We start from the raw sequence: 14,651 nt of genomic DNA, 5'->3' as shown, positions 1-14,651 counted from the left end.
TCAAATTCAATACCGTCAATATCATATTTTTCACAAAGCTCTATAATATAGCTCTTAAAATAGTTCTGCGCTGCTTTTTTTGTATAATCCATGCTACCTCTTGAACCGTTAACGCCTACCTCTGCGGCGCGGTTATATCTGAACGAGGAATTAAATCCCGGATCATTAGGATAATGATGGTCATTCATGCGAACAGAAACCCATGCCTCTGCACCGAAATCATGTGTTGCGTCAATCGCCATGTCAACAACATCAATACCGCGTTCAATCATTGCCCTGTACTTGCTGAGCATGCTCGTAGATTCACACACGGGTGCAACTGTTTTTATCACATTTCCGTTTTCATCCCGTTTTGCCGTTCCGTCGCTGTTTGTTTCTACGTTATATAACATGGAATCAATTGCATCGCTGTCCACAACAGACCGGCTGTAACAAACATTAAATAACATTCTGCCTACCGGTGCGTTTTGCAAATAATTGGAAATGTATTCTTTCGTATTTTTCACATATTCTTCCGGTTCGGATGATGTGCTCCTGATTACCGCACTCTCCAAGCCATCTGCGGCAATGTTCACCATAACGTTTTTATTTCTTTTCATTTGAGATATTTCCTTTGTCTGCGCAAGCGGCGTCAATGTCCCGTCTCCTTTCCACAAAAACGCTTTCGCCCGGTAAGTGCCGGACAGTCTGGAACCGGATACGTTGATTCTGCCATTTTGTATGGTATCTGTGTACTGCTTATTTTGATAAGTACCAAGCAGCGCTCCCTCTGCATCATACATTGCAATAATCGCTAAAACCTCCGTTCCTAGAAGGCTTTCATCCATAATAGTGCCCTGTGCGGAAAGCTCATCGCTATAAATATCTGATGTAAAATTTACAAACGAACCGCCGAAAAATACCGGATCTGTCACGATTTTATTTGTAACTGTGTCGCCGCAAATACCGGTAAATTCCATTTTAATATACCTTCCGGAATCATTTTCGGTCAGCAGATAATCTATTGTTTTTGTTTCCAAAAAGCCATGTTTTAAAGTTGCATAATTGACGTTATCCCGTGAGCATAATATACGATATAATATGTTTGTTCCATCTATCCGCGGAACGGCGCCTGCTGAAATGACGCCTCCGTTTTTTACCTCTCCGGTTAAAGGAACCGCATCAATTACGGGAACTTGTTCAACCAGCGCAATGTCATCAATATCGTAGCTGAGCGATTCTGTGTTACCTCCTGCCTCGGCTGAAAAGCCCAAAACCGCATTGCTCGTCTTTTCGTCGGTAGAAAAAAGAATCTCATAGTTTTGCCACTCTGCAGAAAGTGCGGGATAACCACCGTCTGTAAGTGTCAACAACTCTGTCTCTGCTGTTTTTTCACCATCAAAGGTTGTATAAACCGGAACAAGATTGACACTCTCTGTATCAGATTTCGCCCTAAATGTAAGCTTGTATTCGGTATTCGCTTTTCTGGGTACATACTGTTTCAGCACACGAGTGTCTGTGTCTTCTCCACCTGCGGAATTTGCAAACTGCGTTACCGTAAGATACGGATTTTCAACGAAATTGTAAGATGCCGTAGTATTTTCCCCGACAAGCCAAGTCGGATAATAGGTCACAGGTGAGTTCCAGGAGGTTTCAAACGTGTGCGGCAAATCAAAGGCGCCGTTGAAAGGTGCCGCGAGTTTTTCCAGTTTAATATCATCAATTGAGAATTCACAACCCTCGCCGTTGTTTGCACCGGTAGGCGTGGAAAACAGTCTTGTAAAAAAGTACGCTGAAAGCGTTTCACCTGCAACATAGGCCGAGTTCTGAGTCTTGTAGTAGCATTCAAAATACTGCCAATCGTATGTAAGAGTAGGATTTTCACCGTCTTCATTATTCATAAACAGCTTTGAATTTTCTCTGACGTGATAATCCTCTGTCCAACCAAATCCACCGCTAAAAAAGAAGTAACCGGTAAGATACTTGTTTAATGCCGTTTCGTTATCTGCCTTAGCCCACCAAGACAACTTATAAACTCTGTCAGGTTCAATGGTAAGGCCGTCATATTTAACGCCCCCCATGGTGCCGGCGGCCGCAGCTTTCAGATGAGCAGAACCGCCGACTCCGCCTGTAGGTGACAGAGAAACCGTGCAATCTGCCCCTGTCATCCCTTCCAAACCATTCTCAAAATCAATATCAATCAAAACCGAATGGTCCCCCTCAGTTGTTTCTTCATTAAGAACTGCGGGAACACATATGAAATCGTCTACCATATATTCAACATCTGTGGTCTGCCCACGGAATTCCAGTTTACTTGCCGTTCCGTAAATATTATGTACAGAAACAGCTCCCGAAGACCATACATTACAGGTTTCGGAAACGGTATATTTCACAGAATACTGATACCAACCGCCGCCCATATCGGTTTTTATGGGGAGTGCCATTTCGTGATAGCCTGAAAGTTGCGGCGAAATGACCATTTCGCCGTTGTCTCCCTTATCATACCAGCTATGATACACCACCACATGACATTTGTCAAGTGCGTTCGGATTATCCTGCGGCGGTTTTACTATTATGGAAATATCATATGTTGTTCCCACAACGGTATTTATGCCGTTAATCGCCACACCCGACATTTTATTTGTTCCCTGAGATATTTTTAATGCACCGTCAGAACCGGCATATCCGCCTGCCTGCCACACATGGTTTGCGGTATAAATTGCCGAATATCCGTCCGGTGTTTCAAAGCCGCAAATTGTGACATCATTTACCGTTTCATTATATTCTGCGCCGGACAGAACCGGCAAGAAAGTAGACAGCATTAAAACAAAAGTTAAATACAAAACAAATGCTTTTTTCATTTCTGTTCCTCCCTGTTAATAAATTGTTTCAGAGGACTCACAGAGGCTTCTAGCATCTCCAAAATAAAGCTGTTCACCAGTTTAGCGCCCTCATCATTTATATGGATACTATCATTCATTTCATAACAGTAGTATGTGTTAAAAGCAGTTTCCGCCCCCATTCCCATGCAGTAATCATACATTTTTTTGTTTAAGTCCAAAACCGTTACATTATTTTCATTTGCTACCTCAATCATAACGCCGGCATAGTCCGAAATTGAGTTAAAAGTAGTCGCCACGCCAATTGCGGGAATCGGGGTTACAAACAAGATATTTAATCCTGCTTCTCTGCCCTCATTTATAAACCGCTCCAAATTTTTACGATATTGTTCTTTGGAACAGCCAATGGTGAAATTTTCGCCGGTATAATAGTTTTTGTCATTTGTGCCTAAAGAAATGAGGCAATAGTCTCCCGGCGTGCTGTCTGTGAGTATTTCATCCCACTTTTTATTGGGATGCCACCATCTGTGTGTTGCCGATTCATCCGCGGGATTCCGTTCTGCATAAAGATATGTAAGGGAGCTTTCGCCGCGTACAGCACAGTTATCAACCGTAACGCCGCTGACAAAACTATCATCAAATTTTGTTCCCCATCCCACACGTTGAGTCACTTCTGTGCCGTAATCATAGCATATTGAGTCGCCAATCAGATAAACTTTCAAGGGCAGAACTGCATTTTCTGTTCCGCCCAGCACCTTTGCGTGAACAATCGGCTCCAACGTTTCATCAATCCATAAAAATGCTTTAACCATCACTGTTTCTGTGTTTTTTTCAACACGAACGGTCAATTTTCCGTCCGCCAGGGTGTCATACAACGCACAAAATTCAGAGATGTTAAGCAATTCTCTGTCTTTTCCATACGCAGCAGCAATTAGCTTTATCCTTTTACCGACACACTGATTCTGATGAAGCGCTGCCTCTGCTTGAACAAAGCTGTCACCGGAGGTGGAAGTGAACTTTAATGAAGCTCCCGAAATATAGCCAGATTCCGTCACAACCTTTGGAGCAAAGCTTCCATCTACTATACCGGCAAACTCAAAACGGATATATGTTCCTACATTACCTGTTGTGATAGTATGTGAAATTGTATTTTGTGTCATCAGTCCCTGTGAAATACATGAAAAATGAACATTGTCCAAAGAGGACATCACTTTATACCGAACCTTGGAATTCGTCCCCTCGGTCGTAACGCCTGCGGTAATGGTTTTACCCACCTCAAAGCTGCCGGTAAGAGGGATTTCTGAAAATTCCGGTGAAATAGGCTTCAGTATAATATCATCAATATCAAAAGCAAAATCCGAAGTATTGGCGCCGCTGTCAGCAGAAAAACCAAGCATTCCGCTGCCTATATTGGCGCTTTCGGTGAACTTTAGTTTGAAAACCTGCCATGTATCAGACAGTGCAGGCAGTGAACCGTCTGCATTTGTTAGCTGCAAAGAATGCTCGGTTCCATCTGCATTCAGTGTTTTAATATACGGCACAAGCGTATGCCCCACTTCCTGTGCCCTTGCGCGAAAGGATAAAATATAATTTTTACCGGCAGTTCTGGATATATACTGCCGGATGCCCCGGGTTTCCAGATCGTTCTCATTGCTGCTGTTTGCGGACTGAACCACTGTGATATACGGATTGTCAGCAGTTACTGCGCTTACCTGCGTATTCTCTCCCTTCAGCCAGGTATCGCTCACATTGGATCCGGTCTGAAATCCGTTCCACAAGCCCTTTGTCTCGAACGGAAAAGAGAAATTTCCGTTAAATGGCGTGTCCAGTTTTTCAATTTTTATTTCGTCCAGCAAAAAACTGCAATCCGTTCCGCTTCCCTGTCCGGATAAATCGTCAAAAATTCTTGTGTAGAACGTTGCTGGTAATTCGCTGTACACACTGTAAAGCCAGTTATTCGGCTTATAAATGCACTCGTAATACTGCCAATCCTTAGTTAACGCTGTGACGGTGCCATGCGCATCTGACATGGCAAGCTTTGAATAATTTCTTACATATGAAGAATTTTGATTTGCGGAAAAAACAGTTGTGCCGTCTTCGTTCTTAATGCCGGAAAAATCAAAGTATCCCGCAAGATATTTACCAACAGCCGACTCGTTGCTCGCCTTGGCAAACCAGGAGATTTTGTAAACCGCACCGGGAATAATTGATAATGCTGAATTTAACATAACACCGCCGTTTCCGTTTGAAGGAACGACAGAGATACAGCCGGAATCATCCATACCGCCTGCTTCCTGCAGGGACATCGCAGCGCCCATGCCTTTTAAAGCAACAGCTGTACCGTCAAAGGATTCGTGCAGCAAAAGATTATTTTCATGTACCATTTCTGCAGGATATACCGGTTCAACGATGAAATCATCCGCGAGAAAGCTGACATTTGCCGAACCTCCCCGGAAGTCGATGCTGCAGTCCGGCGAATAAATCTTGGCTTGCCCGTTGCCTGTTGTGCAGGTTTCAGCAACTGTATAGGTGTTAAAATATCTAACCCAGCCATTTCCAACATTCTCACGGTTTACAAGGCGCACGCTTTGATATCCTGTTCCGGAGGATGATGTAATTTCGCCGTTTTCATTTTCCTCTTCATAGTGAAAAAATAAGGTGACACGAGGATTCCCAAGTAGCTCCTCCGATTTAACGTTTACAGAAAACAGGTATTCCCTGCCGGAATATAACCTGAGTCCGTTCTTAAAAAAACCGCCTTTTTCATCTGTACCATTGGTAATTGACAACGAGCCAGAAGAGCCTCCAAATCCTCCGCTTATCTTTGTAAGGGAAGCACCATAGCTTGCTTTGATGTCTTCTTGATCCGATTCAAAGGTTAAATGCATAGAGTCAGATAAATCTAAGCTGTCTACACCAAAAACACAAGGAAATACAGCTATTAACATCAGCAATGCCGTTAAAATAGAACATACATACCTTTTCATTATACTTTCTCCTCTCATTTATAATTGCAACTGAAGTTATTTTAACATAGTTTTCATCAAATGTCAATATACACATCATTTAATGATGTGTATATTGACATCATTTTTCAGTAGACTAAATTTGAAAGGATTGATAATATGATATGTGATAGAATTAAAAAGTTAAGAGAACAATACCATTTAAGTCAGGTAGATTTGGCAAAAAAACTAAATATTGCGCGTACCAGCGTTTTGGCATGGGAAAATCAAACTTCTGCACCTGCAATGAAACACATAATTTTAATGGCTAAGTTGTTCCGCGTAACGACAGATTATTTACTGGAGGTCGACAATAAACGCATGTTGTCGCTTGATAATTTAAGCGATGAAGAAATTGCAATTATTTGTAGCTTGTTAAATTATTTTGACAAGAACAAACAGCTTGACAATCAAGAATAAAAAGCAAAATATAAGAAACATTTATTTCCATTTACAAATTTCGTTTAAAACAAAACTACCATTTTTCACATAAAAAACAAAGTGTGTTTTAGATTTTTATTGTTTTTTGCTTTTGCGATTTTAAATAGCCTAAAACATTTGACATTCGCTGCAAATTATGCTAATATTCCTATTGCAGACGATAAACTGCAAAATTATTTGAAAAGAGGTTTTGAGACGATGCAGATGAATTATATCAGAGAGTTGCCCGGTCCGAAGGAAATCAAAGAACGATATCCGCTTTTACCGGAATATGCAGCAAAAAAGCAGCAGTTTGACGACCAGGTGAAAAAAGTCTTTACGGGCGAGTCTGACAAGTTTATTCTGCTGATCGGCCCCTGCTCGGCAGACAATGAAACCGCAGTTTTAGACTACTGCACACGGCTGAAAAAGGTGCAGGAAAAGGTTTTTGATAAAATTTTAATTGTGCCTCGTGTTTATACAAACAAGCCCCGCACCACAGGCGAGGGATATAAGGGCATGCTACACCAGCCAGACCCTACAAAAAAAGCGGACATGCTTCATGGTATTTTAGCAATCAGGAAGCTGCATACAGACGTAATTGCCGAAACCGGCTTTTTCTGCGCCGATGAGATGCTGTATCCTGAGAATTACAGGTACCTTTCCGATTTGCTGTCATATGTTGCAGTAGGCGCACGTTCGGTGGAAAACCAGCAGCACCGTTTAACCTGCAGCGGAATTAATGTTCCTGTGGGAATGAAAAATCCCACCAGCGGAGACTATTCCGTTATGTTAAACTCCATTATCGCGGCCCAGCATGGCCACACCTTTATTTATGGCGGCTGGGAGGTTAAGACAGAAGGCAACCCCTACGCCCATGCAATTTTGCGCGGTTCTGTGAACAAACACGGCCAGGCAAATCCCAACTACCACTACGAGGATTTAATCCGTCTGCACGACCTTTATGCCGCAAAAAACCTGCAGAACATGGCCTTAGTGGTCGACGCCAACCACTCTAACTCAAACAAACAATATTTAGAACAGATTCGAATTTGCAAAGAGGTGCTTCACAGCTGCAGGCACTCGAACGACATTAAACAGTTTGTGAAAGGCTTTATGATTGAAAGCTATATTGAAGACGGCAGCCAGAAAATTGAAGACGGCGTGTATGGAAAATCCATCACAGACCCGTGTTTAGGATGGGAAAAAACAGAACGGCTGATTTTAGATATCGCCGACCTGCTTTAAATTAAAAAAAATTTTTTAAGGAGGAATTGCAATGGTTGACAACAATGAGCATTTAAAGGATGTGGCTCTCCGAATTAGAAACGCCAGAGAGATTTTGGGTCTTTCAGAAGAAATTATGGCCCAAAACACAGATATTACCGCAGACGAGTATAAAGCTTATGAAAACGGAGAGAAGGACTTTGATTTCACATTCATTTATAAGTGCGCAAAGTGCCTCAACCTGGATCCGACTGATTTGCTCAAAGGCGCAAGTCCCACGCTGACCAGCTACGAGGTTACAAGGCGCGGCGGCGGCCTGCCCATTACGCGGAAAGAGGGCTATGAATATAAAAATCTGGCCTCTATGTTTAAAAACAAAACGTCGGAGCCTTATCACGTTATTATTCCTTACCTTGAAAATGCCGGCGAGGGCGAAACTTCTTCCCATAAGGGACAGGAGTTCGACATTGTGGTGAAAGGCCGCCTTAAGATGACTGTTGGCAGCAACACGGAAATTTTAGAAGCCGGCGACACCATTTATTATAACAGTGCCACGCCTCACAGAATGGTGGCTATGGACGGAAACGACGTTGAGATTTATGCTATCGTCATGAAAGATGTAGACGCATTGGGCGATAACACTGCGTATGACGACATGCCCTATAAAAATTTTCAAACGGATGCTGACGTTTACAGCAAGTTCATTAACACGGTGGAAGACAAAGAAGGCCGTTTGGTTGACATTTCATTTCACAACGCAGAGGAGTTTAATTTTGCGTTTGATTGTATCGACGTGCTGGCGGAGAAATGCCCCGATAAACTGGCAATGCTGTTCATTTCTCACGACAAGCAGGAAAAGCGGTTTACGTTCCGTGACATCAGCCGGTATTCTTCCATGACCGCGAACTATTTTGAGTCCTTAGGCATTAAAAAGGGCGACAGGGTTATGTTGGTGCTGAAAAGGCACTACCAGTTCTGGTTCTCTATTTTGGCGCTGCACAAAATTGGTGCAGTTGTCATTCCTGCCACTCACCTGTTGGTGGAACACGATTTTGACTATCGCTTTCAATCTGCAGGCGTCAGCGCCATTGTCTGCACGGCGGACACTGACGTCTCCCATCAGGTGGATTTAGCGGAGAAAAACTATAAAAAAATTACAAAAATTTTAGTTGGCGGCCAGCGTGACGGCTGGCACAACTTTAACGAGGAAATGCCTGCATTTTCTGATACCTATGAAAGAAAACCCGATTCTGCCTGCGGCTCAGACCCGTTACTTATGTTCTTTACGTCGGGCACCACAGGATATCCGAAAATTGCAACGCACAACCACAAATATCCGCTGGGACATTTTATCACGGCAAAATACTGGCACAACGTAAACCCTGACGGAATTCACTTTACCATTTCCGACACTGGGTGGGGAAAAGCCCTTTGGGGAAAGCTTTACGGCCAATGGCTGTGTGAAGCAGCAATTTTTGTGTATGACTTTGATAAGTTTCAGGCAGACGACATTCTGCCCATGTTCAAAAAATATAATATCACCACCTTCTGTGCCCCCCCCACCATGTACCGCTTCTTTATTAAAGAGGATTTGTCGCGGTATGACCTTTCTTCTCTGGAATATACCACAACCGCCGGCGAGGCGTTAAACCCGGAAGTGTATGAACAGTGGAAAAAGGCAACAGGGCTGCGTCTGATGGAAGGATTTGGGCAGACAGAAACTACGCTTACTGTTGGAACACTGCGCGGCATGGTGGCAAAACCAGGCTCAATGGGCAGACCCTCCCCGCTTTACGATGTGGATGTTGTGTTAGACGACGGCACAAGTGCTGGCGTTGGTGAAACCGGCGAGGTTGTTGTAAGAACCGACAAAAATGAACCCTGCGGTTTATTTATGGGCTATTACGGCGATGAGGAAAACACGAAAAAAGCTTGGCACGACGGACTTTATCACACCGGCGACCTGGCCTGGCGCGACGAAGATGGATACCTTTGGTTTGTGGGCAGAATTGACGATGTGATTAAATCCTCCGGCTACCGGATTGGGCCGTTTGAAATTGAAAGCGTTATCATGGAGCTTCCCTATGTTTTAGAATGTGCCGTTACAGCTGTGCCGGACGAAATTAGGGGACAGATTGTAAAAGCATCTATTGTGCTGACCAAAAATACACAGGGCTCCGATGCGCTGAAAAAGGAAATTCAGGATTATGTAAAAACCCACACAGCGCCCTATAAATATCCACGGGTGGTGGAATTTTTAGAAGAACTTCCGAAAACCATCAGCGGAAAAATCAGGCGTGTGGAATTAAGGGAAACAAATTAAGCAAAAAAACATAAGCCCATCTGTTAAACAGATGGGCTTATTTGCTGTTGCTCTAATTCCCGTTTACGCACCGTTCGTATATTTTTCCAATACCACACCGCATATGCAATGGCTAAGGGTATCACGGCTACCGTCCAGGCCGAGGGTTCAATGAGACACACCAGCGTGTAACTTTTTACATACTGCGTTACCAAAGACAGCGTTGTACGCGTAACAAGCTCAATGGCGCAGGCAATCACCGGAATGATGGAAATGCCAATTCCATGCATCGTGTTGCGAAGTGCCTCCACCGGCGACACAAACAGAAACGCAGGAACCATAAATAAAATATACCGCACAGAAAACTGCACAATTTCTTTTACATTTTTGTCCCCGCTAACAAACAATAAAACAAGATTTTTTCCGAACAGCAGCATCACCAGCGCGGCAAAAGCCCCCAAAAGAACAGAGATGAAGCAAGACACCTTAACGCCCCTGTGAATGCGTTCTATGTTCCCTGCCCCGGCGTTTTGGTTCACATAGGTCACCATTGCGGCCCCCACAGAATTGAACAGACCGAACAAAATATTGATAATGCGCCCAACTGCGGTAGTAGCGGCAATGGCCGCCGTGCCAAACAAATTAATCGCACTCTGCCCAATCATGCCGCCTCCGGAAATCAGTGAGTTCTGAAAAAACATGGGAATTCCAATGCGCAGGCATCGGCCGGCAATTATCTTATCAAAAATGCATTGTTGTCTTGAAAAAATCAGGTCTGGGAACTTTTTCAAAATCGCCGCGGTGCAAAAAATACATGCGGCAACCTGTGATATTACCGTTGCCAGCGCCGCACCCCAAACGCCAGTATGTACCACAGCAATGAAAAACACGTCCAAAACAATGTTTACAACTGAGCTTAACACCAAGGAGTAAAACGGAATTTTGCTGTTTCCCATGGCGCGAATCATGCCTGACAGCAGGTTATAACACATGGTAAACACTGTTCCCGCCAGAATGACAAACACGTATGACGATGCGTCACCCAAAATTTCCTGGGGTGTTTTCATCCAAAGCAAAATTTCCTTGTGAAAAACCATGCTTAAAGGAGTCAACACCAGACTGATTGCTGCCATTAACACCAGCGACACAAAAAACGACACCTTCACGCCGTTTCCGTCTTTTGCACCCAGCCGTTGTGCAGTAACCGCCGAAAACCCCGTCATGGCGCCGCAGGCGCCCCAAATGATAAATGCACACATGTTTCCCGTTGCACCCACGGCCGCCAATGCGTCTGAACCCAAAAGGCGCCCGACAATCAACATATCCACCGTGGAGTAAAGCTGCTGAAACAGTGAGCCGAAGAAAAACGGCAGAGAAAACTTTAAAATCAGCTTTGCGGGCCTTCCCGCAGTCATGTCATGAACCATAAATAACCCTCATTTTTTTTAAGTTGCAAAGCTAATTATAAAGAGTTCCGTTTCTTCTGTCAAGGGGTTTTTCTCAGTAATTTAAATGTAATATTCCGTGTTGGCGGCGCCGTTAATTTATCACAGATGCGGTTAAGTAGTTTACCCCACTAAAAGGGGGGGCTGTATTTTGTTTTGTTTGCTCTAATTCCTCTATTTTGTCAATCTCACCTGAAAGATAAGCCTTAATTCTTCTGGAAGCATTTTGATTCAGCATAATCTGTCCGCCGTAGCGCGCACAGATTACCTCATAGCCGAAAGGATTATAGGTCTGCATCCATTCAGAACTATGCAGCTCTTCCATGGCTTTATACAGCCGGCTTAACTCAGGAATCAGCACCTCTGCTGCTTTTGCCAAATATGCTTTGTCTCCGTTCCGATACGCTTCGTCAATCTTCAGCATCAGCTCCGCCTTTTTTTGCAGAATGGTAAAGAGCAGACGGCAATACCGGTAAAAGTTTTTATTTTTGTCATGTTTCATCTCTGCCGCTTCATAAAGGGCAGCAGTTTCTTTCCCGATTTTCATATACTGTCTGCAATCTTCTTCCGAAAGTGACAGGCGGTAAAAAATATTTCCCAGGACAACAGAGCGTGCCCACATCCGTTTTCCCTCTATTGTGGGCGTTGCGTTTTCCATTGCCGCAACTAAGGATGACGGTATTTTTGTCAAAAATTCGGCAGCAGACGCAATCTCTTCTCGGCTGCATTCTATGCCGCGGTAGCAGAATTCTGAATAGGCCGTCAAAAGCGGCAATGCGTAAAACTGATTGGTGTCACAGCCGCCGTCTTCCCACAGTGTGGTAAACACCGTGTCAATATTTTCTGCTGAAATACATGTTTTAAGCGCTGTTTCTGCCCAATTGATTGTTTCACGGCTCAAAGGAAGAAACCCGAACCAAGTGTGGCTTCCTCCGGCAAAGAACGTGTTTTTTTTCAGTTCTTTGTGTTTTTTTATCATATTCATATGGATCGTTTTATCCACACCACCGTAGTTCCAGTAAACCATGTCCACATCCGGAATACTGTTAATCATGTCTTCCGAAAATTCACTGTCCGGGACGTAGTAATCGCCGTTTTTAGATGTCAGACGGAAAAACATATCGCTCCACATCATGGGATGAAACTCATATTTGTTACAAAGGTCACACACTTTGTTTAAATGCCGGTTTAAAATAACGGTGTGCTCGGCATACCCATGCAGTTTCAAATAATTTCCCAAACCAATGTCCCATGCTTCGTCCATGCCAATGTGAATTTTCTTTGTGCGGAAAATTCCGCGGAGGGTTTTAATCATACATTCAATCAGTTCATAGGTTTTCGGTTCGTCAATCAGCAAAACCGATTTTGTGTCTTTCACCTCTGCTGCAGCCTGCCATTTTAAATATTGCTCCATATGTCCCAGCGTCTGGATACAGGGAATCAGTTCAACGCCCATACCAAAGGCATAATCGTCAATTTCTTTCAGTTCCTCTGCGCTGTAGCGTCCGCGCATATAGCCGAATAGGGGATATTCTTTCAATTCATAGGTGTCCTCTGTATAAAGCATCAGCATATTCATACCGAGGCAGGCCATATAGTCAATAAACTCTTTCACCTTTTCCACACGCATAACGCCGTTTCTGGAGCAGTCCAGCATTACGCCAAGATTAGAAAACGCCGGCTTCTGCCTGATTTCAAACTCTGTTTTACCCTGAGAAACACTTTGTGCAAATAAAAACAACGCCCGTGCCGTCTGCGGAACAGACAGGCCTCCCGCCTGCGCTCTGCCGTTTCTTAACGATGCAAACACACAGTTGCAGTCTATCTGCTCTATTTCCCCGTCGTAATGAAAGTCAACCAATTGAAATACCTTTTCTTTTAATAAGTCGAACGCATGTTGTTTCATCACTGAAATTCTCCTTTCATAATTGACAAATGAAATTGCATTGCCTATAATGGAATTATAATGCAGACGAATTTAAATATATATAGAAAATATGGGATAAATTCTTTAAATTCTGATATTTGGAGCCGCTATGGAAAAACAGTATAAAAAATGTATCATTTCTAAACAAATTCAATTAGACGCAATTGTGACTTTTCATGACTCAATTTACAAAAGTGATTTTTATTATGAGGGAGAAATGCACGACTTTTGGGAAGTTGTGTGCATTATTGGTGGACAGGCAGAGGTTGTTGCGGGAAACAATGTGTTTTTGCTGCAGCACGGTCAGGCGGTGGTGCACCCGCCTATGGAATTTCACAATTTGCGTTCGGCAGGAGGTACCTCCATGCAGGCACTCATTGTCTCCTTTTATGCAAGCCGCATGCCGGATTTGTCCGAGCGGATTTTTAAATTAACTTCTAAAATAGTTGAGCAGTTTCAATCGCTGTGCCAAAGGGCAAAATCGTTTTTCACTTTTACCTTATGCCAGGGACTCCTTACTAGTGTAATCGAAGGAAAAGAACTGGAAGCAAGTATGTTTTTGACGAAACTGGAATATTTGTTGCACCGCCTGATGACAGACGGGGCTAACGTTGCGCGGCCAAGCAGAACACAGAGCGCCCAAACCTATCAAACCATTTTAAACGTCATGGAGCAAAATTTAGACAAAAAGCTTTCCATTTGTGAACTTGCGGCGCGTTGCAGCATAGGAGAGGCAAACATGAGAAGCATTTTTCGCAAATATGCCGGGAAAGGCGTTATGAGCTATTTTAATTTAATGAAAATAAAAAAGGCAATTGTATATCTTCAGGAGGGGAAAAGTGTAAAAGAAACAGCTCTGATGCTGGGCTTTTCCGACCAAAATTATTTTAACACTGTCTTTAAACGCATGATTGGTGTACCGCCGGGAAAATATAAGGCGCCATGACGCCTGCCGGCCTGCAGACTATTGACTTGTTTTAAATTTCCTGATATAATAGAAAAAATAAAATTATACGGCAGGATACCGTTTTGGAGGTAGTTTTTTTGAAAGAAAATGTTCAGGCGGCAAAAAAAAGAGAGGGCTTTTTTGCTTCCGTTAACCGTCAGTTCCATGAGCACAAAAGCACTTTTTTTGTATATTTAATTTTAAGAATATTGGTGATCGCTTCTCTTGTTCTCTCCGCTATCCGGGGAGAATATGAAAATGTGTTTGTTTGTGCGCTATCCCTTTTGTTGTTTATCGCACCGGCGGTGATTGAAAAAAAATTAAAGATTGACCTTCCGTCCACTTTGGAAATTATCATTCTTTTGTTCATTTTCTCGGCAGAAATTTTGGGGGAAATACATAATTACTACATGAAATTCCCCTATTGGGACTCTATGCTCCACACGCTGAACGGATTTTTGTTTGCCGCTGTGGGCTTTTCCCTTTTAGATGTGGTTAACCGCGACGCGCATTTTAAGTTTCAGCTCTCCCCGTTTTATTTGGCCATTGTTGCCTTTTGC

The 14,651-nt window shown here is 43.3% G+C and carries 8 protein-coding genes and 1 pseudogene; 5 read left to right on the top strand and 4 right to left on the bottom strand.

Going from position 1 to position 14,651, the window contains the following annotated elements:
- Window positions 1–2,840: hypothetical protein (locus WIG73_RS02515; RefSeq protein WP_337399156.1), on the bottom strand; the 2,840-nt coding region annotated here is incomplete at its 3' end.
- The gene (locus WIG73_RS02510) at window positions 2,837–5,806 is read right to left on the bottom strand and encodes a GDSL-type esterase/lipase family protein (RefSeq protein WP_337399155.1); all 2,970 of its coding nucleotides are present in this window, start codon (window positions 5,804–5,806) and stop codon (window positions 2,837–2,839) included. The genes WIG73_RS02515 and WIG73_RS02510, both read right to left, overlap by 4 nt.
- A 138-nt stretch (window positions 5,807–5,944) precedes the next feature.
- Between WIG73_RS02510 and WIG73_RS02505 the strand changes: the two genes are divergently transcribed.
- The 3 genes from WIG73_RS02505 (at window position 5,945) to WIG73_RS02495 (ending at window position 9,794) form a co-directional block, all read left to right on the top strand.
- Window positions 5,945–6,244, top strand: coding sequence for a helix-turn-helix transcriptional regulator (locus WIG73_RS02505; protein ID WP_177677471.1), 300 nt, complete (start codon window positions 5,945–5,947; stop codon window positions 6,242–6,244).
- A 219-nt stretch (window positions 6,245–6,463) separates the two neighbouring features.
- Window positions 6,464–7,492: a 3-deoxy-7-phosphoheptulonate synthase gene (locus WIG73_RS02500; protein ID WP_337399154.1), complete on the top strand. Its 1,029-nt coding sequence runs from the start codon at window positions 6,464–6,466 to the stop codon at window positions 7,490–7,492.
- A gap of 31 nt (window positions 7,493–7,523) precedes the next feature.
- Window positions 7,524–9,794 carry an AMP-binding protein gene (locus WIG73_RS02495; protein ID WP_337399153.1) on the top strand — a complete coding sequence of 757 codons (2,271 nt, stop codon included), beginning with the start codon at window positions 7,524–7,526 and terminating at the stop codon, window positions 9,792–9,794.
- A gap of 23 nt (window positions 9,795–9,817) precedes the next feature.
- Here the strand turns inward: WIG73_RS02495 and WIG73_RS02490 are convergent, their stop codons facing one another.
- Both WIG73_RS02490 and WIG73_RS02485 read right to left on the bottom strand, forming a co-directional pair.
- Window positions 9,818–11,200, bottom strand: coding sequence for an MATE family efflux transporter (locus WIG73_RS02490; RefSeq protein ID WP_337399152.1), 1,383 nt, complete (start codon window positions 11,198–11,200; stop codon window positions 9,818–9,820).
- Window positions 11,201–11,312: 112 nt separating this feature from the next.
- Window positions 11,313–13,124, bottom strand: a complete 1,812-nt coding sequence (locus WIG73_RS02485; protein ID WP_337399157.1) for a family 20 glycosylhydrolase — start codon at window positions 13,122–13,124, stop codon at window positions 11,313–11,315.
- A 130-nt stretch (window positions 13,125–13,254) separates the two neighbouring features.
- On the opposite strand from WIG73_RS02485, the gene WIG73_RS02480 reads away from it, so the two are divergent.
- Both WIG73_RS02480 and WIG73_RS02475 read left to right on the top strand, forming a co-directional pair.
- On the top strand, window positions 13,255–14,091 hold the full coding sequence (locus tag WIG73_RS02480) for an AraC family transcriptional regulator (protein ID WP_337399151.1): 837 nt from the start codon (window positions 13,255–13,257) through the stop codon (window positions 14,089–14,091).
- A gap of 98 nt (window positions 14,092–14,189) precedes the next feature.
- A pseudogene (locus WIG73_RS02475) lies at window positions 14,190–14,651 on the top strand (hypothetical protein); the annotation flags it as partial.

It is taken from the genome of Congzhengia sp. (genome assembly GCF_037235575.1).
GTDB classification, from domain to species: domain Bacteria; phylum Bacillota; class Clostridia; order UBA1381; family UBA9506; genus Congzhengia; species Congzhengia minquanensis.
This window is presented reverse-complemented; position numbering and strand designations above follow the sequence as displayed.

Bases quoted from the DNA above. Each gene is read 5' to 3' on its own strand.
- WIG73_RS02495 (WP_337399153.1), top strand. From the start codon at position 7,524: ATGGTTGACAACAATGAGCATTTAAAGGATGTGGCTCTCCGAATTAGA.
- WIG73_RS02500 (WP_337399154.1), top strand. From the start codon at position 6,464: ATGCAGATGAATTATATCAGAGAGTTGCCCGGTCCGAAGGAAATCAAA.
- WIG73_RS02510 (WP_337399155.1), bottom strand. From the start codon at position 5,806: ATGAAAAGGTATGTATGTTCTATTTTAACGGCATTGCTGATGTTAATA.
- WIG73_RS02505 (WP_177677471.1), top strand. From the start codon at position 5,945: ATGATATGTGATAGAATTAAAAAGTTAAGAGAACAATACCATTTAAGT.
- WIG73_RS02485 (WP_337399157.1), bottom strand. From the start codon at position 13,124: ATGAAACAACATGCGTTCGACTTATTAAAAGAAAAGGTATTTCAATTG.
- WIG73_RS02490 (WP_337399152.1), bottom strand. From the start codon at position 11,200: ATGGTTCATGACATGACTGCGGGAAGGCCCGCAAAGCTGATTTTAAAG.
- WIG73_RS02480 (WP_337399151.1), top strand. From the start codon at position 13,255: ATGGAAAAACAGTATAAAAAATGTATCATTTCTAAACAAATTCAATTA.